Source organism: Paenibacillus sp. AD87 (genome assembly GCF_001659845.1).
Classification (GTDB): Bacteria; Bacillota; Bacilli; order Paenibacillales; family Paenibacillaceae; genus Paenibacillus; species Paenibacillus marchantiae.
This window is the reverse complement of sequence record NZ_LXQN01000019.1, coordinates 423136-448061: the sequence shown is the minus strand read 5'-3', so window position 1 is coordinate 448061 and position 24926 is coordinate 423136. Positions and strand designations below refer to the sequence as shown.

Sequence of the window (24926 nt, the reverse complement as noted above, 5' to 3'; positions counted from 1 at the left end):
CCGAAATTGTACTGTGTTCACCAGTATATAAGAGAAGAATGAGATTTTCATGAGAGTGGCCCGTTCTGTACAGATGTGGGCAAAATAATCGAAGCCTCGGTTCCCCTGCCCTCGGTGCTGTTCAGTTCAATACGCGCGCCCACGGCTTCTGCGATATCTTTGGCCAGGGAAAGTCCCAAGCCCGAACCGCTTGCTCCACCGCTGCGTGTTCTGGCCGAATCTACGCGATAGAAACGGTCAAACACCTTGGACAGTTCCTCTTCCCGCATACCGATTCCCTTATCCACAATACGTATCCGACATTCCTGCCCCTTTGCCTCCAGCCGGACTTCAATGGCATCCTCACTATATTTACGAGCATTGTCCAGCAAAATAAAAAGCAGCTGCTTCAGCTTGCTCACATCGCTAATCGCCCATATCCTGCCCGGATCATCACAGTGCACTTCCCGATGATAGGCTTCGCGAAATGCACGTGTGGAATCCAACGCAAGACGGGTGATATCCACCCGCTCCAGCTGTACATTCCACTGCTCTGGCTGCTTTGCCAGCAATAGCAGCTGCTCGGTCATCTCCCGCATGCGCACAGATTCGGACAGAATGGCTTCTACCGCCTCGTCGAATACTTCGGGTCGTTCCTTACCTCTTCGTTGCAGCAGACTGGCATAACTTTCAATGATGGTGAGTGGTGTTTTCAGTTCATGAGAAGCATCGGAAACAAAGCGCTCCTGTCGCTCGAAGTTGGATTCAAGCAGATCCATCATACGATTGAACGTCTGCCCCATCGTTTTCAGCTCATCCTTGGATTTTTCATCAAGCGGAAGCCTCTTGAACTGGCCGCTCGACTGGATATCACTCATCGTACGTGTCATCTGCTGGATCGGCCGTGTCATCCGGTTCGCCAGAATACGGCTGGAGATGATGGCCGGAATCAGCGCGATGATGGTCACGGCAACAAGAACCGTACGAAGCACAGACAGGCGATTCTCGGTATCCTCAATGCTCTCGGTGACTTGTAGATTCACCACTTCTCCGTCCGGCCAGATCACTGGAACAGAGACCCAGACATAACCGATTTGCTCAACTTGGGTATACTCGGATTTTATTTCGCTTTCGTACTTGTAGGAAAGCTTGCTCAGCTGCTCCTCTGCTGAGGTCGTCACCGGCGGGGAGCTGGTGCCGTCTTCATTGACGATCCGCAGCATGCCGTCCACCGGCGCGTAGGCCCGGAGCAAGTCGTCCGGCGGAATGGAACCGGCAGACTGGCGCACTCCTTTTACAATAGACTCGGCCTCAGCCTCTACCCGCTTGATCTCGTTATCGATCGACATCCGTTCGAACACGATATACACCGACAGGTTGACGGCAATCAGCAGCACGGCAAACAATACGGACGAATATCCGTAGATTCTGCTGCGCAGACTCATACTTGCTCCTTCAGAACGTAACCAACACCCCGAACGGTATGTATTAAGGGTGGTGTGAATCCGTTATCGACCTTTTTGCGCACATAACGGATATACACATCCACCACATTAGTATCTCCATAATAATCGTATCCCCAGACGGCCTGAACAATCTGGTCCCGGCTCAGCACCCGGCGCTGGTTTTGCAGCAGATACACCAATAGATCGAACTCACGCGGGGTAAGCTCAATCGATTGACCATCCCTGGATATCTCACGGGTTCCTTCATTCAGCTTCAATCCACCTGCGGTGAGCCAGCCTGTCTCATTTTCCGCCGTGTGCTCCGATGATTGCGCCGTGTCCCGTGGGACCGAAGTGGCAGAGTGGGCAGCAGCCGATGCAGCACTCAGGCGCAGTGCAGCGCGTACTCTCGCGAGCAACTCTTCAATACGGAACGGCTTTGTAATGTAATCGTTGGCTCCGAGATCGAGTCCGGATACTTTGTCCTCCACAGAGTCTTTGGCTGTGAGCATCAGAATGGGCACGGTCGCATCTTTGGTACGTATCCGTCGCAGCACTTCAACCCCACTCAGACCCGGCAGCATAATATCCAGCAAAATCAGATCCCATTGCCCGTTCCCATAGATCTCCAGCCCTTCCGTTCCGCTGCCTGCCTTGCCTACCTGATATCCCTCATACTGTAATTCCAGTTCAAGCAGGCGTGCAATTTTGGGCTCATCCTCGATCACCAGCACGGCTTCATTCATGCAGAGCTCCCCCTCATTCCATCATTCCATTCTCCCGTTATATTACAATACGAATTACAATTTACCTAAGGCATCCTCAACCAATTCATCCCCAGCGATCAGATCAAAAGCCATTCGATAAGTCTTCTCCTCCTGGAGGGAAGCAGCGATTACACGAGCCACATCTTCACGTGGAATACTTCCCGGTTTCAGATCTGTTCCTACAGAGATTTTGCCGGTACCCGGATCATTTTTCAAACCACCTGGACGGATAATGGTGTAATTCAGATCACTTGCGAACAATACCCGATCGGCATAATGCTTCGCCACGTAATACGGCTTAATGGCGTCCGACCATTTCTCTCGCTGATCTGCCCCAAACGCACTGACCAGAATGTATCTGGTAATTCCCTGTTGCTGTGCCGCCTCCATTGTTTTCACCGCACCATCGAGATCAATGAGCAATGTTTTGTCTTCGCCCGTAGATCCACCGGAACCCGCTGTAAATACAATGGCATTGTGGTCCTTCATTGCCTCGGCCAGATCATCCACGCTGCCTTCCAAATCGCCAATTACGACATTGGCACCTAGCTGCTTCAGTGCATCTGCCTGCTCCGGTTTGCGAATCATCGCAGTGACCTGATGTTTCCCTTCCTGTGCCAGTTGCTGCACCAGAAATTTGCCGATTTGTCCATTCGCTCCAATCACTAATACGTTCATATGTCATTCTCCTCTCGGTTTTCCTTTTTATAAGCTAGCTTTTTTATAAAACAGACTTGTCTTTAATTTAAACGAAAGCCGACGCTTCTAAGCGCCGGCTGCTATGTATTACTACCGTTCAGCGCATCTGGCAAGATGCGGATAACACGTCTTTCCTTTAATATACCATACACCCTATACGGTTATACCGAGCACTTTTTTCTTCAATACATATCTGATAACAACGGTTATACTTCCGCTTTCACTTCATTGAACTTAGCCCCTATGCCAAACGGATGCTGGTTAAAAATAAAAAAAGGCACCCCAAGTGGGGTGCCTTTCTGCTGCATGGCGTACAGATATTAGTAAGCCAGTGCAAACAAACCGTGAATATGAGCAAGGTAACGGATGTTACTTGCTTCTTTCATCATGGTTGCTGGCAGACCTTTCAGACGAGTCTGGTTGCCACCGATCATGCCGACAGCATCCTTACGACCCAGACTTCCCAGTGTACCGGAGAATACTGGTGTGAAGGATTCCATTGCGCCACCTTTGAACATTACGCCCAAGTTGTGACCAATAGTTTCACCCATTTGCCAAGCCAATTGTGCTGTTGGAGGATATGGACGAGCGCCTTCGCTAGGGAAGACCACTGCGCTGTCACCAGCAACAAACACGTCTTTATGGGATGTGGATTGCAGTACTTCCGTAACTTTCGCACGGCCACGATCCACTTCAATTCCGCTGTTGGCAACAACTGCATTACCTTGAACGCCGCCTGTCCATACGAGTGTGTTCGTAGGGATCGAGCTTCCGTCTTTCAGCAGAACTTCATTTTCTTTCATTTCGGTAATCGCTACGCCAACGATGAAGTTAACGCCACGTTTTTCCAGACTCGCTTTTGCACGCTCAACCAGTTCTGGCGGGAATCCTGCCAGGATGGAAGGACCTGCTTCAACCGTGTACAGGGAAACTTCTTTGAAGTCGATACCTTTTTCTTGGCATACAGCCGGAAGAAGGTCAGCAAACTCACCAACAAGCTCGATACCTGTCAAACCACCGCCACCGATAACAAACGTAGCGTCTGCTTTGTTTCCGGATTGTTTGTAAGCATCCAAACGAGCTTCCACGTGTGCACGAATGCGGTTAGCATCGCTAACGGATTTCAGCGTGAAGCTGTACTCCTGCAATCCCGGAATTCCGAAGAATGCCGTTTCACTGCCCAAGGCAACAACGAGTGCATCGTAAGAGTAAGTAGAACCGCTGGTCATGAGAACTTTTTTCTCGTCCGGCTTGATTGTATCCACCGTATCGATTTTCAAGTTCACATTTTTACCACTCAGCAATTTTTCGAGTGGAAGGGCAACTGCTTTTTCAGCAATGCTTCCTGCTGCAAGACGGTGCAGTTCCGTAATAATTTGGTGCGTAGGGTAACGGTTCACGACTGTAATAGTCGCTTCTTCCGGTGTCAGGTATTGACGCGCAGTCAGCGCAGTCAACAGACCACCGTAACCTCCGCCCAAGATCAAAATTTGCTTCGACATATCCATCCTCCGTTCTTCTAATCTTAACGTTGCTGTTGTTGACGCTCGTTCAGGATGCTCAGGAATGATTGAGCAAAACGAAGCGTTTGTTGTACGTTTGGATCTTTAAGCATTTTGAGCATAGCGAACAAACCAACCGAAGTTTGCTCAGCTTGCGCACGATCACTTGCTTCGATGGCAGCAGAAGCTACACCTTTAGCTTTGTCTACAACAGGTTTAGCAAACTCGCCCATTGCGCTCATTGTGTCGCTGATCAGAACTTTGTCTGTAGCTACGCTTTGTGCAAAGTCATAAGCTTTGGTCATAGCAGTGACCATTTCAGCCAGTTTAGGCAAGTTCTCCACCAGAACGGTCAGAGACTCCTGTACCTCAGGCTTCATCAATTGATCCAGTACGTCCAAGGACTGGCGTTGGGAAACGTCGGCACCTTCTGTAACCGGCACCTCTTGTTGAGTAGGCGATTGTGACATAAGAGAAAGTCCTCCTTTACTTTGGGATAGAAGTCCGCGACTTTCATGATGCCTGTCAAGCAGAGCCGAACCACAAATACATCCAATACAACTAAATGTACCAAATTTCACACAATAGAATGAGCATAGCCCAAGGGCCGTTCCCACATCGTGTATTGTATCTTGGGTCTATTGCGGACAACATGTGTTGACGCAAAACGACAAGCAGGCCGAAACCGAACTCTATACCCCTATATTACACCTCTTACACATGAACATGAAAAAGAAATTTTTTACACTTGTGAAGATATTGTGAACATTGTAACAAAATCGATTTTTTTGTCAAGCATTGTGGTCGGATTAAAATCGATTATTCTCCTGTCCCAGATCCGTCATCCTACCACATGTGGTAGGATAACAAGATCACATATGACCATATGTGCGATATGTACACAAGGAAGGATTTTTTCAACTAAATTTTTCAGGAATTTTTTTCCAAAACCATGAATTTCATGCAACGAAATTGGTCACTGTCGTTATTATGCAGCTAGGGGTGCAGCCTTATTCCTGAAATGACATCATTTCTTGTTCAAGTATGAACCTATCTTGGCATGAAAGCAAAAAAGACAGAAAGAAGGCCTGACGGATCGTCCTGCCTCCTGATATTTCTTTCACTGTTCGCCAGATCTGATCGTTACATTTAGGTCACACCATAACAATTTCCGGGGAATGCTGAGCCATTCCTTCAAGCAACGATTCTATTGCAACGACGGCGGCTCGCTCCAATTCCTCCACCTCCAGAAGTATCGAGATAGCTTGATCGGCATGAAGCTTCTCATTAGGCCGTCCTCCATCTGGAAAAGGAAAACACTGTTTGAGCATGTTTAACCTTTGGGACATGTTTCGATATATTTCTTCCGCCTGAAGACAGAATGGCATCAAGCTGGAATAGTCGGGAGTCGAAGCCCACTTTAGAGAAAGTTCTTTGAAAAATTCACTTGCATAACGTCTTGCATCCCTCAAAACCGCAATGTTATAGGCGTGACCGTTCGGCTCTACCCGTCTACATTCTAGGGCTTCTCTCCAGACCGCATAAGCAGCCAGACCACTGACTGTGTTCGGCAAGGTATACGGGTCCTCCCCACGATAATGAGCCAAAACATCCGTCAGTGCCGCGCGCAAGTTCATTTCTCGTATCATGCCATCTGATTCCGCTGCCAGTACAAATACTTCCTGATTCACACCCCGGCCTACATGATCATAAGGAATTATTCCTGATTTAATAAAATCTGTACCGTATAGGGTCCGGGCTGCATCATCATAGCCATAGATCAATCCGAATTCAGGAATATTCAGGTCCCATACGACCGCCGGAATCCCCCGATGAATGGAGTAACGGATCAGGGAAAGGGCCCGAACCAATCTTGGATTTAGCAACCTTTTCCCCTTCGCTTTCTCCTCTAGCATCGAAGGATCGACCAGATTGGCATTGAGTCCCGCTTCGCTCGCCAAAGCCTCAACCGCATGGGAACGATAACCCATATGGTGCAATCCTCTGGTAAGTACCTCTTTGAAGTTATAGGCGGTGGGTCCAGCGATATGTATGTCCTGAGGCAGGATGGTCAGACGAAAAGAAAGTCCACTCATCCCCATAACCATGGGGAGAGATGGAGATGAACCGATATAACCTAACATCTCGTGAATGGATGCTGCTGCCGAGTTCCAGGTTTGGGGAGCCCGAAACGAAAGGGGTTCCTCCAAAATCAATCGATTTTGTCCGAGTGAATTCCACTCTGCCAGCATTTCTTCTACGGATAAATGAATATGAAGCTGGGACACTTTTTTACGTGAACGGGACAGAATTTGATACGCATTGGCACTTGTCAGATTGAATTTACAGGCAATTTCTTGCGGTGACAGCTGCTCCATCCAATACGATGTGAAGACCTGTTGCTCTCTTTCATTCAGACAACCCAGCAGCTTGTAGAGATTATTTCTCATTTCCTGCTGAGCAACAGCTTGATACGGATCATAGCCTGTTTCCTGCGATCTCCGTTCGGTGTTGTTCAGAAGATGATTCAGCGTCATGTCGAGCGAGTCTTGATCGCTCCATGAGGCGTCATCGGCTCCAAATGCAAGGAAAGAAGAAAAATGTTGTTCACGCTGCTGCTCTCGGCGTTGCATATGTGAGTACGCCTGATTACGCACAATGCGCTGCATCCAGGCCATAAAACGCTCGGCATTCTGAAGCTGCCCCATATGAATGAACGCCCGAATAAGCCCATTCTGTAAAATGTCTTCTGCGAGATAAGAATCATGTGTAAGTGCTCGCACATAACGGAACAATTGCCCACGGTAACGGTGAATCAATTCACCAAAAGCCTCTGTATCGCCAGTTTGGGCTCGTTGGATAAGCGCGACATCCGACTCCTTTTGCCGATTCTCGAATGTCTCATCTTCCCCTGGCCTGATATGGTGATTGTCAGCTAATTCATCCATGTGTATCTCCCTTTCTCATAGCCTTGCTTCAATTACATTATTCCATCTTCAAAATAGCATCTTCGATCATGGCTTCCGTCTCCGCGAGTGCCACCATGATTGTCGCAGCAGCCTCCCAGTTCCGGGAGACAAGACGGGATTGGCATTCCCCGAATTGGCGGGATTGTGCGTATTTCAAAGCAGAAAGGTCAGGATGGATTGTTTTAAAAAACAAGCCATAATCATGGGCACGACGCGCGCCTACTGGCAGAGCAAAATACACATAATGAGCCCACTCATTACCATCGATTGCTTCAGCACGAACCTGCTCCGCCTTATGCAGAATTGCTGAAGCTCCGGTTCGTCCTTCCTGTGCAGCAATATCATGGATCTGTTCTGTAAGGGTTGATTTGAACCAAGTAAAAGCACGGCGGTTAATCTCCTCCAGATCAGGCTGTTCAATGCGTTCAGGACTCCACCATCGTCGATACACACCGCTACTCCACGGGAATTCAGACTCCCATGCTTCCTCAAGTGTATCCAATGTCAGGAAGACATTCGGGAATCCAGCCGGGTCATGCAGGCATATTTCATCGCCCTCCATATTCAGCGCCACTACATAATGATCGCAACCACCCAGGTTGGGAGAGTTGGGATTGTAGACAAGTTTGCCCATATCCAGCGGACCCATCATCACAGGACCCTGCTTCAAAGCCTCTCTTAGCTCATCTACAGGCATCTCTGTGCCCCGTGATTGCACACTTTCGCGCACACTAAATCCCAGAATGCTCATCGCCTTGCTGATGGCCAGATCCGGACTAGAGGTACAGTTATCAAAAAAGAGAAGGTCTTCCTGCGTTCGAAAGGCCCCTAGTGAAAAGCCACCAACTGTTTCAAGCAGACCGGGGTCTACCTTTTCTCCAATGGACGACAGCAGCATTGAAGCTGAATTAGCGTAGCAATATGCACCATTCCCAATATAATTGCTCATATCATAACATCCTCTCATTTCTTTAATGAAGCACGCGGTTATGCAATGCCTATACTTATACTGACCCTTCGTACTGATCATTTCTGACAGAATATCCAGAACAAATTTCTGCCCTTATCACAATAGCAACGTTTAGAATACGGGCATCCCGGTTAATAAGGACTACACCAGAAACGAAGGAGATGTTCGATATGAGTAATTCAACTAGCGATAAAATCAAAGCAGGCGTAAACAAGGCCAAAGGCGAAGTGAAAGATCAGATCGGTAATGCGACTAACAACAGATCCCTTCAGGCTGAGGGCAAGAAAGACAAAGCCAAAGGTGCTGTGCAGGACAAAATTGCTGATGTAAAAAAACATCACTAGATCCATTTGTTAAACGTGAACACGCACGACAATTCGTGCAGTAAATATAAGATCATTGCCCGACCGTCCATACCGGCTGAAAGCCGGGATTCGAAGGGGGCGCAAAAAAGCCAAGGAAGGTGTTATTCACTACACCCTTCCCTGGCTTTTTTTGCCCTGGTTAGATAGCCGGAACTGCATATCTCGCCATATCGATAATAAAACTGCGTGCTTCTCTTGTCGTGTGGTATTCACGGGTGAATTGTCTTACCCATTCGGGATGTTCCTGATACCATCGAAAGGTCTGCTCCAGCCCCTGCTCCAGCGTCGTCTGGGGGAACCATCCGGTCTCTGATCGTAACTTTCCAGAGTGAACGACCAGACTCGAACCTCTGGACTGGGTGGGCTCATGCTCCCGAATTTCCGCTGTTCCATTAGAAGTATGCAATTGTTGCAAATGATCTCCGATCTCTTGCATGGTCGTTCCTTGCCCTGTCGAAATGTTATAGATCTGCTGATCTTGTCCATTCAGCATAATCTGTTCAATCGCTCGCAGTGCATCATCTACATACAAAAAATCACGTACAGCCGATCCCTGAATATCCAGAGGAAGGCCGTCCATCATTCGGCCAAAATTACGCGGGATAATCCGGTCCGGCAACTGCCAAGGTCCATAGAGATTGGTCAAACGAAATATTTTTACAGGAAGCTGGTAACATTGAGCGTAGGATCGTGCGAGCATCTCACAGGCTACTTTGGAAGCGGAGTAAGGGGATACCGGAGCATATTCATCGGATTCATGATACACTCTGCCCATCTCCCCTCCGTATACCTCAACAGATGAAGCCAGCACCACGGGAATATGGTGATCGGAAGCGTATTGCAGAATGGCCTGTGTACTGAGGGTGTTGTTACGAAACACTTCTCCGGGGTGATGATACGAATAATCTACGTGTGGCATCGCTGCCAGATGAATAATATAGTCTGTTTCGTGCGGCAAGCTGAATCTGTCCTTCGCGAGATCACAACAGATAAAGGCCATCTCATGAAGTGGAGAGCTGTGAACAAGCCTCTGACAATAATCATCCTGGTCCACCAGGGTGATTCGATGGCCCTTTTGCGCCAAATACTGTGAAAGGTTAAACCCTACAAATCCAGAAGCCCCTGTAATGACAATATTCAAGCACATTCCCCCTTGGGATTAATACAACAAGTTCACTGAAGAGAGTCTATGTTCTGATTATAACCTTAAAGCGATACATTTTGTATCATTTTACAATTGTTTTTTGTTCTTCACCAGAAATAAACGGGTAATGCCATAGAGAGGTGAACTTTACGATGAAAGAGGACATGAACAATATACAAACGATGTTATTTCAGGACGATGGTGTGATCCCCAATCATCCGAGTCTGCCTGTACTTCTGTATAAAGGAATTTGGGCAACAAATTCAGCTCGTGCAGAGTCGTTGCTGAACCAAAACGGATGGGGAAACAGCTGGATTAACGGTGTGTTTGATTATCATCATTTTCACAGCAATGCTCATGAAGTACTTGCAGTGGTGAGTGGCTCGGTTGAGCTCATTCTTGGTGGGGAACATGGAAAGGTTGTGTGTCTTCATGCAGGAGATGTGGTCGTATTACCTGCGGGAACCGGACATAAGCGGCTGAGTGCGAGCCTTGATTTCCGCATTGCAGGGGCCTATCCAGGTGGCATGAGCTATAATACCCGAACGGGTGAACTGGGGGAGCGTCCCAAAGTTCTGCGTGAAATTCAGGAGGTTCCCATCCCGGATACAGATCCAGTCTATGGACAAGAGGGGCCACTATTGGAGTTATGGAATCAGAATAAGGCATGAAAGAATAAATGGACTGCTCCGGGATAAAAAAACTACCGGGAACAGTCCATTTCGGTTACTGGGGGAGCCTCACACTGTAGAATCGCATGGCGTGTGGCTTCCCTTCCATCTCAAGCTGTCCTTGTATGATCAACTGTCGAACACGGTATTCAATGAATGCGTCTCCGACAGCTTGTTCAAGATGGCCCAGCACCTCACCTACGACGCGGGCTGATTTTATAAACTCGCCAGGCTGTCTGGTTAACGTGACCTCTCTAGCCTTCTGCATAATGTACTCATCGATCGCGTCTTCGGGCACGCTCTGAATCTCGCCATCCTTCATTAATCGCAGAAGTCCAGGCTGTACAGCCAGATTCACCCACTCTTGCTCCATGTGTTTTCGTTTCTCCACAGATAACGGTTCAGCATTCACACAGTGTTGCCACATCGATAACAACTTCTCAGAAAAAATTTCAGCTGTTCTAGGAACATCATACTGAACTTCAGAAGGTTTGAATAATTCCTGATATAATGCACCGGTATCGATCAAATAGATAGGCCCCAGCCTTTTACGCAGCAAATGCATGGCATATAAAAGCCCCGTTCTCTCATGAGCATTATTCGCATACCAGATGGTGATTCGCGTATCTTCATCAATTGAACTCAACATGTTATTTAATTGAATCAGCTCATCCATGCCTTGGACGGCATAACTTCCATGCTCACCCAAATAAAGTTTCTCAAGTAGCCAGAGGTGCCTGCGGTGTAAATCCGCCTTGTTCGTCAGATCGCCCAATGGACCGATGGCATAGTAGTCATTCATTGAGAAAAACCGCCGCTCCAAGCGCCCTGGAACCTTGCCCATCGCAACCTTAATGCTGCCTAGCGGCGATTCTCCAATCGCTATATGAATTTCACGTGGTTTCTGTGCCATCAATGCCTGTTTCTCAGCTTTCTCCCGGTTCCGATTCTCGTCCAATGTATTAAGTATCGACTGAATTTTCGTTGCAAAATGATCAGAATGTTCTTCCGCTGACTGAACACTGACTTCCCTTTCTGCAATGAGATAAAGCGTACGCAATAACGAACGCAGCTCGTCCTCATCCATACGGTACAGCTCCTGATCAAAATCAAAGACATTGTCAATCATGTTTATCCCCCTCTAAACAGTCTGAACAGATAGTCATCTCCACACTTAACCATTCAAAATCGAGTACGTATTTGTATCATCGTAAGTTTACGAAGAAATAGACTTTCCAGAGGAATGACTCCGTTCATTCATTTCCTCACGATTGGATGACGAACGGGTGAAGTGCCGCTCCAACTTCCGACTTGCCCACAGGGATACTGCGATAAACAGCAACACGCCGCCCCAGCGCACAGGGTGTTCCATAAACTGAGCTACATTGGAACCGATATACGTCACACAGAAGATCATAATGGCTTTGCCAAAACTCACCGCAAGCAGGAAGGACATTAATCTCATCCGCGCGATACCTGCCGCAACATTGATAATTACGAACGGACCCACTGGAAATATACTCAGCAAAAATACATAACTGAACGCATTCCGCCGAATCCATACCATACTGCGCTGCACACGGGGTTTGTTGGCCCAACGTTCCACAAAAGCCGATTTCCCAATTTCTCGTACAATCAGGAACGTAACGGTACATCCCAGGACCATCCCGATCCATGAATATAAAAACCCTGCCCATAGCCCATACACTGCTCCGTTAACCCCAACAATGAGCAGTGTAGGCAGCGGGGGCACGAATGATTTCATAAAGGTAAGCAAAATTGCAGGTAAAGGGCCCAGGGAGCGGAACTTCTCCAGCCAAAAACGAATATTCTCTTCCGTAATATAGGACATGATGTCCAAAGATGCCGGGTTCATCTGCTTCCCTCCAATCTATACAGTTCAAATTTTCTAAAGATGTGGTGCCCATTATAAAATACATCTGGTAAACCGATGTGAAGTTTCACGACTCACTTCTCCCCAGTATAACGTACATATGAGCGCTGTACCGTTGTCAATTTGAAGAAATTTCACCAGCGACGCTGAAAAACAAAAAAGCACACCCGGACCTGTTCAGTCTTGGTGTGCTCTATATATCGCATACCCGCTTGAAACCATTGGTCAACAAGCTTGGGGCAGTATTTGTATTTCGCATAAACCGTTTATTCTAGCTGAGCTTCCTGCATTGCCAATTCATTCAGCTCTTCCTGATGCGCAGCATTCCACTCGGGAATACCGGAACGCATGAATTCCTCGGCATCCATCGCTGCTTTGGACTGATTACACAGATTGCAGGCGCAGACACAGTTAAGTGGGGTGGTATGCCCACCTTTGGCTCGCGGCAGAAGATGGTCGATCGTGTCTCCATACGATCCACAGAAGTAGCAGGTATAGTTATCACGGGTCAAAATAAACCGTTTGAAATCCTTGTTGCTAAACAATCGGCGGATCGTGTACCGATTAACCACAACAGCGGCTTTTTCCTTGACCAGCGTGACCGCCAGCTCCATATCCACTTCCTGATGCCAGCGCCGTCCTTTGTCTGTCTTGCCCCGCATGCGCACCATACCCTGCCGATTTGTCCGAAGCGATGCCGGATCTTCCGGGTCAATCGCTACAGGCGCCGACGGAGTATGACGGCGGTGACGGCTTTCCGTTCCAGCCCCATTACTGCGGCTGGAATGTGCAGGCGCCCGCTGCCCGGATGATCCGGCACGGGCTACGTCTTCGCCGCCCGCCTTAGGCGCACGCTCCTTGCGTGCCGGGCGCGGCTTCGACCCGGGCGAGCCTGGCTGGCGCACGGGTGCAGGAGGCGCAGCCTCCATGGCCGTGCCCGGCGCTTGGCCGGGGGCGGGCTTTGCAGCAGCGGCAGGCTGCGCGGCTGCTGCTGGGGGTCCGGCGACCGCGGCATCGCCACGGTCGCTCAGGTTCGGCACACTGGCCTCAGCTATGCTGCGGGCCTGTCCTGCGCCGGACAGCAGCGCAGCAGCACGTTTGCGGCGCCGCTTGCGTTTGCGCTTGGCTGCGGTCGGCTGATCCGCAGCCCCTGGCTCTGCTGCTGGGCCTTGCGGCTTAGCTGGCAGCAGAGCCTTCGCCGCCGCAATCTCCTGCTCGGCGGCCTGATCCGTGCCAGCGGCTAGACGCGCGCGGGCACGCTTCGCAGATGGATCCGCATTCGCTGTATGCACCTGCGAATCCCTGTCTTGCAGATCAGCCCCCGTCTGAGGCTGATCTACAGTCTCGCTCTCCTTGTCAGTTCGGGAGAGCGATTCCGTTTGCTCATTACCCGACTGCAACTCTGGACGCTTCGCCTTCCTCCTCCTTCTCCTCTTCTTGCGGTTGCCCGAAGACGAAGAGACAGTTGAAGAAGCAACGAAGTCAGCCGTTTCACCTTCCATCGAAGAAGATGAAGTTACGGACGGCTTTGACTCCCCATTTCTTTCTGAAGTAGCAGCAATAAAAGACGTACCATTTGCTGTATCGACGATCCGTTCTGCTGTATGACTTGCAGATGCAGAAGGCCGTGCAGCCGCAGCACCTTTATGACTCTTTACTGCCTCATCCGTAGGCCGGATTGAGGTGTTATCGTTATCCGCGTGTCCACCAAGCTGACGACAGTAGCGACAAGCGCCACGTCTGGCTCCGGGGCCAGCCCGCTTTCCGGTTCTTCGTCGAAATTCGGACAAAGGTCGCTTTTGCCCGCAATACATACATGTCTTGGTCAGTTGCGCTTCATGTTCCGTCATTTCCTGCCGGAAAGGGGCCGAGCCCATCTCCATGTTGTCACCTCGGTTCCGTATGAATCCGGTTTCTTTCTATTGTATCACATCTGCTCGCCAACACACTCATAGCCAGATGTCCCATAGTCTTTTGTCTTGTACTCCTGGGTCTGCCCAACGCATTCGTGAAGGATGTGTTCCACATATTCCAATATATCTTGCATCGGTTTCCCGCATTGTTCACATGTTGTCATTGTTCTCACCTTAATCCTGTTCTTAAAGTTCTCTGCTTATCAAAGCATAAATTGTGTTCCGCCTTCTCATTACCCTTCGCTTATGAAAAAGAAACCCGTTCCCCATGTATGAATCTAATCGGCAATCAAAAAAACCGTTCCCCGCTCAACCCTAATGGTCGACCAAGAAACGGTTTATTATTCCTGTATTAGCATAAATATTTTAACGAACGTCGAGTTGTCCCGAGTTTTGTTGTGGTACCAGACGTGGCTTCGGTTTTGGCAAATTGCCGAAAATCACCCATGCAAACGGAACAAATCTTGCAGTGAGTCCAACCACAATCCACGATGCGATTAACGCCACACCAAAACCTCCGGCGTACCACAGATGAATCAGCCAGGATACCCCGGTTTGTGGTGGATAATTCCGATAGACCAACAGGAAGAATGGATGAATCAGATAAATACCGAAGGACAATGCCCCAAGCCGATTGAGCGGCTTAACGATCAGCGATGGTCCTTTACGATAGAGCAGGTACGCAATCTGAATGAGCACCAGCGCACAGGCGAACGTATGCAGATTCCAGAAAAACTCGTACCACAGCGTGTTATACGTCGCAATTTTCAGGCGCAACAGATAATAAATGTATACATGGCCGAGTCCGGCAAAAATCCATACCGCCCACAGCACAATCCATGAAACTACACGAGCTTTAGTTGCATTTTCCCGACTAATGACAAACCATTGTTTAATCTTCGGAAAGTATACCCCGATAAATGCACCCAGCATGAAATAAGAGAAGTACGAGAATGCCCAACTTCCCTTGTTCGGCACCTGGAAGCCATATTTATTACTTACGATAAATGCCCACTGAATGAGCAACCCAATCGGTACCGACCATTTGACAACTGAGGGATATTTCTTAAGCAGCCACAATACCAACGGGAATAAAAGATAGAATTGCATATTAATAAATACAAAGTACAGATGCGTATACGCCTTGCCAGTGAACAGTTTCGTTATGAAGCTTACTGCTGATTCACCGAACGGACGGCCCTGATAATGCGTGAAGTGCAGGATAACAAAATACATTAATGAAAATAGAAAATACGGTAGTAAAATGTAAACAAATCTTTTTTTGTAAAAATTGCTGACCAGCTTCTTATCTAGCGGACGAGAATAATAGTTATAGAACAGTACAAAACTGCTCATGAAAATAAACGTTGGTGTACCATATTTCATAAAAATATTAATAAAATTGTACAGCCAGTAATACCCTGAACCCGTCATGTCTACCGTCGCATATGAAGTGGAATGCACACACAGCACGCCGATGATAGCCATTGCCCGTACGAGATTCAGCTCTGGGATTCGCTCTCTTTTGATTGTTTCACTCATAATTAGCGTTTCTCCTTAATATGTTTCGTTGATATGTCTAAGATGACTTAATACGATAAGCACACTATCTATTAAAAAGCATAAAGCTTAAGATGGGTAGTCCAAATTCTTAAAAGTTCCTAAATATTCAACATGTTTCACAGTCTTTTCATGTCTATATATGTAAAAAAGACCGCTATGACGCGGCCTGCGAGCATGTTTCGTATCTGTCCAAAATATTGCTGGTTCACTGGGATGAAAATGGTAAACTTCAATGCTGACGACTGGCTAGAATTTGTTTATAGATCTCAATAGCCGATTGTCTTGATGTTTTCAGATCCACAATGGCATCCTGGCGAGGCTGATGAATCTCTTTGCTATGCAAACCCTTCAGGTCAGGCAGCCATTTGCGGATATAATCCCCTTGGGGATCATACTTCTCTGACTGTGTCACCGGATTGTTCACCCGAAAGTATGGAGCTGCATTCTCGCCAAGTGATGCACACCACAGCCAGTTGCCCCGGTTTTGAATATTGTCATAGTCACGGAGCTTACGTCTGAAATACGCTTCACCCAGCGTGTATGGGCACTGCAGATTTTTTGTAAGAAACATTGCGGTCAGAATACGAAGCCGATTCGGCATATGTCCAGTCTCATTCAGTTCCGTCATCGCTGCGTCGATAATCGGAATGCCTGTTTCGGCCTTGCACCATCGTTCGAAGTGAACCTCGCTGAGCGCCGAAAGATCATAAACTTTTTCATATGTAAAATAATGACTCTCATACACTGCCCGATACAGGTAGAAGTCACGGAAACACAATTGTCTGATCCATTCATCCGAATGCTCCGTGCGTTTCGCAGCATCGTACATCTTGCGGATGGATACAGCCCCCACAGCTACATAAGAACTGAGCCGGCTCGGTTCATAAGCTTCATATTCATCCCGATGGTCGCCGTAATCGGCAATTCTATCAGATAAAAATCCATCCAACATTAGATGAGGATCATTCAAATCAGATACATCATATGCCAGCAATTGTTGTGGTACCTGGAAGGTCTCTGGCCATTCTATCTGCTGATCACTGACCTTCACCTCTGCAACCGTAGTGGTTGAAGCTGGATTGGGATGCTCATTCATGAATTCCACCCAGCGTCGGTGGAAGGCAGCAAATACTTTATATGGCTCGGACTTGCCCGTAAAATCAGCGAATCCCTTCAAATCCATCAGCAGATGATCCGTCAGCTGCGTAAATGTGACTTCTCGTTCCTCGGTTACCTTGCGTATTCCACGGTCCCGTTCAATTGCATATGGGGTCATATCCCGATGAACTACAACTTCATCTATACGACCTTGCATCTGTTCGAGAATATAATCAATCACCTCAGCTGGTTTGCCATAAGCCATGTGCAGCGTACGGCCTGACTCGCGGTACCGCTTACCAAGCTCTACAGCATGCTGTAGAAAATTCACTCCACTATGTTCCTGTTCACGACCTTGCCGCAGCAGAAACGGATCATAGATGAGCACATGCAAACTCTCTGCATCCTGGTTCCGCAAATAATCGAATGCGACTAGATCATCTGTACGCAAATCTTTGCGATGTATGAATAACTTCATGCTTCATCCTCCTGCTGAACTTCTGCCTACTTTGCCGTTAAATCTTCATACAGCCTGCTTGTCTCCGGCTCCGGTTGATGTCCCAGTTCCTCAAGCAGGGTCAGCGTAAATGAATGATATATTCTGAGTATGGCTTGTTGATCATCCATGGATGCACTTACCCTCATCATTAATCGGCAGATTTCTTCGGCATATGGCTCCCGTTCCTGTAGTTCACTCAACTGCTCCATCGCTTCCTTGCCCCGTCCATGCTTCATGTCCCATTCCGCGATATCCATAACCAGTCCTATATACTTACTTCTCAGATCTCTCGCTTTGGCTTGAGCCCAGCGATAATCATGCTCCTCCAGATAGTCACCACGGTAGAGCGGGACGATATCCCGCAGTTGATCGACATTGTCTGATGTAACGTCAGCGTATGCCATACCTTGCTCGAACTGCTCTACATCACTCACCAGATTACCCGATAACAAACGATAGCGGTTCATGTTGTATTCCAACTTGCCCGTCATGTTCCATTCTTTCAGCAGTTTACGGATCTGATAAACGGAAGTATGCAGATGCGTTAGCCCTTTCTCTTGCGAGACATCCGCCCACAACTTATCGAGCAGAATCTCTTTGCTTACCCAATCCCCTCTATGGTGAAACAAAAAAGCAAACAGTTCTTGCGATTTGGCTGTGCGCCACTTGTGCTTCTCTGCTTCCTGATCCAAGCTTCTGTAGATATCCAGATGTTTAAAAGTAAGCAATCCAGGCACACGGGTATCCAACTCCACAGCCTCAGATTCCTGAACCTCAGCGGTTGCAGCAACCTGAGAGGATGAGGATATCATGCCTGCGGCAATGCGATCGATTGTTTTGGCAAGCCTCGCTGAACTTACCGGCTTCAGCACATAATCCAGCGCCTGAAGTTCAAAGGCTTCAACCGCATGATCGGCGTAAGCCGTTATAAATATAATGCGAATACTGCTGTCCAATTGCTGTATATATTCAGCCGCTTCCAGTCCATTCATTTCCGGCATGCCAATGTCCAGAAACACAACGTCCACACGCTCTTTTGCCAGAAAATCCAGACCGGCACGGGCTGTTGAAAAACACTGCACGGGGGTAATCCGCCCATCCGATCGTAACAGGCGTTCCAGATGAAGCTGCGCCGGTTTCTCGTCATCGATTACAATGGCTTTCATCGCTCTTCCAGCCTCCTGCCGTGAATTATTCAATGGGAATACCGATTATCTTGGCATTCGTTTAATAATCTGTTAACCAAATTCGCCTAACTCGGCCCATTATTTGGAACCATTTTTCTTCTCCACAGGTATGCGAAACCGTATTAGCGTTCCTTTCCCCGAATGACTCTGAATCTCCAGCCCTTGACCATATAAAGACAACAGGCGCCGATTAATATTCTGTAGCCCTACACCTCCAGGACCTTCGATTCGCCCTGAACTTACCTGAGCCAAACGCTCAGGAGGTATGCCTACTCCATCATCCTGTACCACAATGACGATGTGCTCATCCTCCCTGGTAATGCCCAGGTTAACCGTACCCCCTGCAGCACGCTCCATCACTCCGTGACGAATCGCATTCTCCACAAGCGGTTGAATACTAAGCGGTGGCAGGTAAAGACGAACATCTGGGTCGATATCATAATGGACCACCAAACGTTCCTCGAACCGTGCTTGTTCCAGATGTACATAGGACTCCACTAACTCCAGTTCCTTCGCCAGCGGAACCAGTTGGTCGCGGTTCTGGAAGTCGAAACTTCCCCGCAAGTAATGACTCAGTTCAATAAGCAAATCGGTCGCTTTATCCGGATTGACGGCGCATGTCGCTATGATGACGTTGAGCGCGTTATATAGAAAGTGCGGCTTGATCTGGGCTTGCAAGAAAGCCATTTCCGTACGAACAACCTCCTGTACCGAGGTACGCATCTCAATTAACGTCCGTACTCTTGCACGCAATTCACCTGCATCCACAGGTTTGCTCAGAAAATCATTTGCTCCTGCCTGGAATCCCATTTTGATATCCTCTGGCAGCCCACGAGCTGTCAGCATTAGAATGGGCAACTCGGACAAGGAACTGTTCTCACGAAGCTTGCGACACAGCTCAAGCCCGGACATTTGCGGCATCATCCAGTCTGTAATGACAAGATCAATGGAGGGGTGTTCTTCACGAAGCTTCAGTGCAGCTGCCCCGCTATCTGCTGCAATGACACGGTAACGTTCCGTTGATAGAAGATTGAACAATACCTGTCGATTCACAGGATCATCGTCCACAATCAGAATGGTATGCTCTGCTTCCAGATTATCATCCGTCTCATCCCAATCCACGGCTGCTGCCGTATCCTGCGTTCTTCTTTCTTGAGTAGATACATATTGGGCTGCAACAGGCCTCGAACTCGCTTGCAGCAAAGGAAACTGCACAACTGGCAGGGTAAAATGAAAGGTCGAACCTTCACCTGGCTCCGAATCTACCCAGATGGTCCCTCCGCCAAGCTCGACTAGTTTGCGAGTGATACTCAGTCCAAGACCAGTTCCCCCGTTAACCCTCTCACTTGTTCCATTGCCCTGTTCGTAAGACTGAAATATGTCTTCCAGTTTATCTTGGGTGATACCGACACCTGTATCAGCGACAGATACCGTCACCATAGCTCCATCCACACGAGCATAGATACGAATCTCACCCTGCTTCGTGTACTTATACGCATTGCCCAGCAGGTTGTACAGTATCTGCCTTAGGCGATCCTCGTCCGCTTCAACCAACGGCAACGCTGGAGGCCATTGCTGGATCAGTACAACCGGTTTATCATCTTCAAAGGTAAAACCAGAGACTTCAACAACCGTTCGGGCAACGGACTCGAGGTCCACAGCACTCCGTTTTAATTCAATTTCACCATTTTTGAGCTTGGAAAAGTCCAAAATATCGTTTACCAGCAGCGAAAGCCGCTTTCCAGTTGAGGTGATCATGGACAGATTTTTGGCCTGCTTGGGGGTGACCGCTCCAGCCGCCCCTTCCAGCATCGATTGAGCAATGTTAATGATGCCATGCAGGGGAGTTCTCAGTTCATGGGACGTATTCGCCATAAACTCATCCTTGAGACTGTCGATGGCAAGCAAACGTTCAGACAACGCTTCAACTTCACGGAATGACTGTGCAAACCGAATCGCTGTTAGAATCATCTGTGCAAAGACAAATAACAGCAGTTCATACAGTGCTAGAAATGTCGTATCCACGGTAGTGAAAGCACCAACGGTGTGCAGCACAACCACCATGAATATACTCATCATGCTCATCAGGACAAAATGACCGTCATTCGGTTGCTTTTTCAGCCAATGGAGCATCGCTCGCAGCGTGTAACCAATCACCACGAGTGAGATCAGCAGCATGGGCAGCTCCAGCATGGAGAACAGAACAGGAGACAATGTTAGACCCACCGTGCATTGGACGAGTACCAGAACCACACCCAAGCGAACAAACCATTGATGAACAGCTCCAGGTACAAGCGCATCCATATAACGGAGCAAGAAATAATACGCAAGAGCCGCGCTGATTAGTTGAAGCCGCAGAATTTCATTATTTGTTAAGAACGGTAACAGGGTTCCCAGCAACTTCTCTCCATGAGTCAATGCGTACATCGCACCGGACAGGCTGAATAACCCCAGATACCGGAGCTCTTTTTCACTGCGCCGCAGCCGGAAGAGCATCAGGAAGAAGGCCGCTGGCAGAATAAATCCGAACAGTGTCATCAGATCCTTGAGCCAGTCCTGCTGTTGGCCTTTCAGAATGCTGTGCTCGTCTCCGAACAAAATGGATGCAACAATGCCGCCAGACGAGTAGCTGTAATTCGATACCTGAATGATAATATCTGCGACATCACCTTCTATGGAGGTAAATCCCGTAAAAGGCAAATTGAGCTGAATATCGGTATTTTCCGTTGTACCTGGCAGCCCTTTGCCGCCAATCTCTTTGCCATCTATGAATAAACGATGGGCCATGCGGATATTTTGAGTACGTATCCCATAATCGTTCTTCTCTAATCTCGGGGGAATGCGAACACGCAAATGATAGGTCCCATACCCGTGCGCCTCTCCAAGAGTTCCATTCCATCGGGATGGGACATGGATGGGGAGAGGCTTGGAAAGTGGCTTGCGTCCGGAGACATCCGCCTCAAAGTCAACGGGTGCCAACAATTGGCCCGGATAGAAATCCCACGTACCATCCAGGGAAGCAGCCCCCTGTCTATCGAAATTCCAGCCGGTCAGGTCCATAACCCCATCATTCGCATGAGGGTTGCCGCGCTCGGTAAATATCGTTTGTACAATGGAACCCAGAGGAAAAACAACAATACATATAAAGCTAATGGTGAGCATAATCCAGTGTTTTCTCATCTATGTAATCCTTCCGCCTCCATGGCGAGAGACGTCTAATTTTGTCGTTTTATACCTATAACTCCATGTTACACGTTTCTGTTGCTGACGGAAATAGTTCTTACATGATATTTTAACGTCAAAAAAGCCACAGGCTCAGCTACCGGAATGCAGACCGGAGTAAGACCTGTGGCTTTCTTGAATTTGTTGACTATCTGTTTTACTTCTCTCGTTTCCTTAAGCTTGTCCAACGACCTGGGCCAGTTTCTGCACGATTCCAGCCCATCCCTGCTCCATCCGTTCACGAATGATGGCATGAGCCTGTCCAAATTCAGTCAGTTTGTCCGCGTCCCAGCCACTGTGAATCAAGATAAAGTCGGTGTCTTGTCCTTGCTCCGTCAGTTCAAACGTAAGCGTCCAGTCCTTACCCCATTGGAATGACAGCTTGCGTGGCGGCTGAACTTCCGTAACTTTACACGGTGATTTTCCGAAGGGTCCAGCTTCCAGTATAAATTCATGCCCTTCCACTGGCTCTAGATTGCTTGGCATAAACCATGATTCCAAGCCTTTTGACGTCGATACAATCCCCCATACTTTCTCCACAGGCGCGTGAAGCAACAGCTGCTCCCGAATATCTGGCAATGCACTTGAAGATTCCATGATATCTCTCCTTCTAAATGGATATAACTCATTGTTCAAGATTAGATGATGTGTGTCAAATATATTCTGCTAACAACAGGTACTCTGGCAGGCGCTTTGTTGACCGGCTCTCAAAGCCACCCTATAATTGGAACATATTACATAAAAGGTGTGTGATTTCTCATGATAGTCTGCTCTGAAAAATTCAATTCCAACCGTTGCCGGAAGGGATAAACATCTCACAACCACTCCCTTCCGCATTCTCATTTTAATTATGTTGTGGAGGAAACGTTACATGTCTTTTAGTTATTATGGTCCATTATGTACCGAGGTTTATAATGCCACCAAACCCGTTGGTCAATCTCTTGGAGGCGATATTGAATTTTACCGTGATTATCTGATGAACTGCAATGGACGCATCCTGGAAGCGATGTCTGGTTCAGGTCGAATGCTAATTCCATTACTTGAGGCTGGTTTGAACGTAGACGGTCTTGATTATTCAACGGATATGCTCGATTCATGCCGTGCTCTTTGCTCCATGCGGGAATTGCCCATGCCTGAATTGTTCGCTGCTGATCTGGAGACACTTGATCTTCCTTACCGGTATGAAGTCATTATAATTGCCGCAGGCTCCCTGCTGCTTATTCAAGACAGGCAGGCTTCCATAAAGGCACTGCGTAATCTGTATCAACATCTGGAACCGGGAGGTCGACTCGTGCTGGACCTCTTTCTACCCGATGTAGCGAATACGACCTCACACTACTCAGGTACCCCGACTGTTCAATTACCGGATGGCGATACGATTACAATGGAGAGCAAAGACATCGAAGTCAATATGCTTCAGCAGTACAAAGTAAGTCTGATACGCTACGAAAAGTGGCGCCATGGCACCCTCATAGCCACAGAACTGCAACAGCTTGCATTACGTTGGTACGGTGTGGAGGAGCTGCGCATGATTCTGGAACAGATCGGTTTCATCGACGTTGTTGTATATGCTGACTTCGATCCCAAACAGGCACCTTCGCGTTCTGATCAGAAATTTGTGTTTGAAGCTACACGTGGAGTGCCCTCGAAGTGATTTCACTTTCAGGCCAAAGCGCTAACGAATCGATCTCACCGGGAAGGATCCAAGATCGAGGAAGTAACGCGCCTACGATTCGTTAATCCGTAAATCTGTTGAAATTGCAGCGAATAGCAGCTGCTCGGTTCGTTAGATTGTAATGACGCTAAAAAGGGATGTCCTCCGTCATGTTCATGACCTATGGGACATCCCTTTTTAATTGCATTTATATAAATGTTCTAATTAAGATCAGTATCCGCGGGAATACGGCTGTGCAATAGCCGCTTTATCTTTGCTAACACCCAGTTCCAGAGCTGCATGAGTCGCCCAGTAAGGATCACGTAACATGCCTCTGCCAACTGCGACCAGATCTGCATCACCGTTGCCGATAACTGCTTGAGCCAGAGCTGAATCCTCAAGCATGCCTACCGCAATGACAGGAGCGTTCAGTTCTTCACGGAAACGACGAGCAAACGGCACTTGGTAACCAGGGTAGTTACCCGGTTTACGTTGTCCGGAAGGTCCTTCACCACCGGAGCTAATGTGGAACATATCCACGCCTGCTGCCTGATAGGCACGGGAAATTTCAATGGTATGATCAATATCATATCCGCCATCAGCGTACTCCACTGCCGAAATCCGCATAATCAGAGGCATATCTTCAGGCATTTCTTTTTTCACTGCATGAATAATCTCGACACCAAAACGGGAAAGATCCTGTCCATACGCATCCTCGCGATGGTTCATCAGCGGAGAATGGAACTGGTGGATGAGGTAACCATGTGCACCATGTAGCTCAATAGCATCGACCCCAGCAGTTACTGCGCGGCGTACACCGTCCGCAAACTTCTGTACCATGGCTTGTGTTTCCTCTGTAGTTAAAGCATGTGGCGTATTGAAGCTCTCTCCAGGGAAGGTAACCACCGATGGAGCTACAGGTCGAGCCGCATCCTCTGCTTTACGTCCAGCATGCGCGATCTGAATCGCCACCTTGGAGCCATAAGCGTGAATGCCATCCACCAGCTTGGTAAAGGCAGGAATGTGTTCATCTGACCAGATGCCCAAATCATTGTCGGTAATACGTCCGTCTGGATCAACATCCGTCATCTCGATCACGATCAACCCTGTACCCCCAACCGCACGACTTACATAGTGTACCTGATGCCAATCGTTCGGAATACCGTCTTTGGCAGTAACGGAATATTGGCACATCGGTGCCATGACGACACGGTTATTTAGTTGAAGTCCCTTGAATTGATACGGGGAAAATAATTTCTCTGTCATTTCAATTACATCTCCTATTCAATATGATGATATATGTTGAGGCAATTCCTTGTTTTCCAGATCGGAAAACAGCTGCCCATGCTTGCCGCAGTTGTCCTGCTCCAAATCCTCAATAACCA

The 24926-nt window shown here is 48.1% G+C and carries 20 protein-coding genes; 3 read left to right on the top strand and 17 right to left on the bottom strand.

Features of this window, described 5'->3' with window-relative positions; all coding sequences use genetic code 11:
• Nucleotides 1-47: 47 nt before the first annotated feature.
• From gpAD87_RS25705 to gpAD87_RS25675, 7 genes are all read right to left on the bottom strand, one after another.
• Entirely contained in the window at nucleotides 48-1424 is a 1377-nt protein-coding gene (locus tag gpAD87_RS25705) for a sensor histidine kinase (RefSeq protein WP_064641677.1), read from the bottom strand.
• The gene (locus gpAD87_RS25700) at nucleotides 1421-2170 is read right to left on the bottom strand and encodes a response regulator transcription factor (protein ID WP_064641676.1); all 750 of its coding nucleotides are present in this window, start codon (nucleotides 2168-2170) and stop codon (nucleotides 1421-1423) included. Before gpAD87_RS25700 ends, gpAD87_RS25705 begins: the two co-directional genes overlap by 4 nt.
• A 54-nt stretch (nucleotides 2171-2224) precedes the next feature.
• The gene (locus gpAD87_RS25695) at nucleotides 2225-2869 is read right to left on the bottom strand and encodes an SDR family oxidoreductase (RefSeq protein ID WP_064641675.1); all 645 of its coding nucleotides are present in this window, start codon (nucleotides 2867-2869) and stop codon (nucleotides 2225-2227) included.
• Between the two features lie 341 nt (nucleotides 2870-3210).
• Entirely contained in the window at nucleotides 3211-4392 is a 1182-nt protein-coding gene (locus tag gpAD87_RS25690; RefSeq protein WP_063568226.1) for an NAD(P)/FAD-dependent oxidoreductase, read from the bottom strand.
• A 23-nt stretch (nucleotides 4393-4415) separates the two neighbouring features.
• Nucleotides 4416-4862, bottom strand: a complete 447-nt coding sequence (locus gpAD87_RS25685; protein WP_024629786.1) for a DUF1641 domain-containing protein — start codon at nucleotides 4860-4862, stop codon at nucleotides 4416-4418.
• Between the two features lie 684 nt (nucleotides 4863-5546).
• Nucleotides 5547-7340, bottom strand: coding sequence for an RNA polymerase sigma factor (locus tag gpAD87_RS25680; protein WP_082935350.1), 1794 nt, complete (start codon nucleotides 7338-7340; stop codon nucleotides 5547-5549).
• A gap of 37 nt (nucleotides 7341-7377) precedes the next feature.
• A complete protein-coding gene (locus gpAD87_RS25675; protein WP_064641674.1) occupies nucleotides 7378-8310 on the bottom strand; it encodes a hypothetical protein in 933 nt (310 codons plus the stop codon).
• 191 nt (nucleotides 8311-8501) lie between these two features.
• On the opposite strand from gpAD87_RS25675, the gene gpAD87_RS25670 reads away from it, so the two are divergent.
• Nucleotides 8502-8675 carry a CsbD family protein gene (locus gpAD87_RS25670; RefSeq protein ID WP_064506464.1) on the top strand — a complete coding sequence of 58 codons (174 nt, stop codon included), beginning with the start codon at nucleotides 8502-8504 and terminating at the stop codon, nucleotides 8673-8675.
• A 160-nt stretch (nucleotides 8676-8835) separates the two neighbouring features.
• On the opposite strand, the gene gpAD87_RS25665 is transcribed toward gpAD87_RS25670, so the two are convergent.
• A complete protein-coding gene (locus gpAD87_RS25665; RefSeq protein ID WP_082935349.1) occupies nucleotides 8836-9843 on the bottom strand; it encodes an NAD-dependent epimerase/dehydratase family protein in 1008 nt (335 codons plus the stop codon).
• Nucleotides 9844-10004: 161 nt separating this feature from the next.
• Here gpAD87_RS25665 and gpAD87_RS25660 point away from each other — a divergent pair, with 161 nt between their 5' ends.
• Entirely contained in the window at nucleotides 10005-10511 is a 507-nt protein-coding gene (locus tag gpAD87_RS25660) for a cupin domain-containing protein (RefSeq protein ID WP_157258586.1), read from the top strand.
• A 55-nt stretch (nucleotides 10512-10566) separates the two neighbouring features.
• Here gpAD87_RS25660 and gpAD87_RS25655 read toward each other — a convergent pair whose 3' ends face one another.
• The 8 genes from gpAD87_RS25655 to gpAD87_RS25620 all read right to left on the bottom strand — a co-directional run bounded on the left by gpAD87_RS25655 (nucleotide 10567) and on the right by gpAD87_RS25620 (nucleotide 22484).
• Entirely contained in the window at nucleotides 10567-11640 is a 1074-nt protein-coding gene (locus gpAD87_RS25655) for a DUF1835 domain-containing protein (protein ID WP_064641672.1), read from the bottom strand.
• Between the two features lie 87 nt (nucleotides 11641-11727).
• Nucleotides 11728-12387, bottom strand: coding sequence for a TVP38/TMEM64 family protein (locus gpAD87_RS25650; RefSeq protein WP_064641671.1), 660 nt, complete (start codon nucleotides 12385-12387; stop codon nucleotides 11728-11730).
• Nucleotides 12388-12671: 284 nt separating this feature from the next.
• Nucleotides 12672-14255: an HNH endonuclease gene (locus tag gpAD87_RS32925; RefSeq protein ID WP_331710931.1), complete on the bottom strand. Its 1584-nt coding sequence runs from the start codon at nucleotides 14253-14255 to the stop codon at nucleotides 12672-12674.
• A 429-nt stretch (nucleotides 14256-14684) separates the two neighbouring features.
• Nucleotides 14685-15860: an acyltransferase gene (locus tag gpAD87_RS25640; protein ID WP_064641670.1), complete on the bottom strand. Its 1176-nt coding sequence runs from the start codon at nucleotides 15858-15860 to the stop codon at nucleotides 14685-14687.
• Nucleotides 15861-16110: 250 nt separating this feature from the next.
• Nucleotides 16111-17457, bottom strand: a complete 1347-nt coding sequence (locus gpAD87_RS25635) for a cryptochrome/photolyase family protein (protein WP_064641669.1) — start codon at nucleotides 17455-17457, stop codon at nucleotides 16111-16113.
• 26 nt (nucleotides 17458-17483) lie between these two features.
• Nucleotides 17484-18644 (bottom strand): response regulator, encoded by a 1161-nt coding sequence (locus tag gpAD87_RS25630; protein WP_063567778.1) that lies wholly within the window; start codon nucleotides 18642-18644, stop codon nucleotides 17484-17486.
• A 99-nt stretch (nucleotides 18645-18743) separates the two neighbouring features.
• Complete coding sequence (locus tag gpAD87_RS25625; RefSeq protein WP_064641668.1) at nucleotides 18744-21845, bottom strand: hybrid sensor histidine kinase/response regulator; 3102 nt, start codon at nucleotides 21843-21845, stop codon at nucleotides 18744-18746.
• A gap of 216 nt (nucleotides 21846-22061) precedes the next feature.
• Nucleotides 22062-22484, bottom strand: coding sequence for an SRPBCC family protein (locus gpAD87_RS25620; RefSeq protein ID WP_064641667.1), 423 nt, complete (start codon nucleotides 22482-22484; stop codon nucleotides 22062-22064).
• A gap of 274 nt (nucleotides 22485-22758) precedes the next feature.
• On the opposite strand from gpAD87_RS25620, the gene gpAD87_RS25615 reads away from it, so the two are divergent.
• Complete coding sequence (locus gpAD87_RS25615) at nucleotides 22759-23541, top strand: class I SAM-dependent methyltransferase (RefSeq protein WP_064641666.1); 783 nt, start codon at nucleotides 22759-22761, stop codon at nucleotides 23539-23541.
• 231 nt (nucleotides 23542-23772) lie between these two features.
• Here gpAD87_RS25615 and gpAD87_RS25610 read toward each other — a convergent pair whose 3' ends face one another.
• Entirely contained in the window at nucleotides 23773-24807 is a 1035-nt protein-coding gene (locus gpAD87_RS25610) for an NADH:flavin oxidoreductase/NADH oxidase (RefSeq protein WP_064641665.1), read from the bottom strand.
• Nucleotides 24808-24926 lie beyond the last annotated feature (119 nt).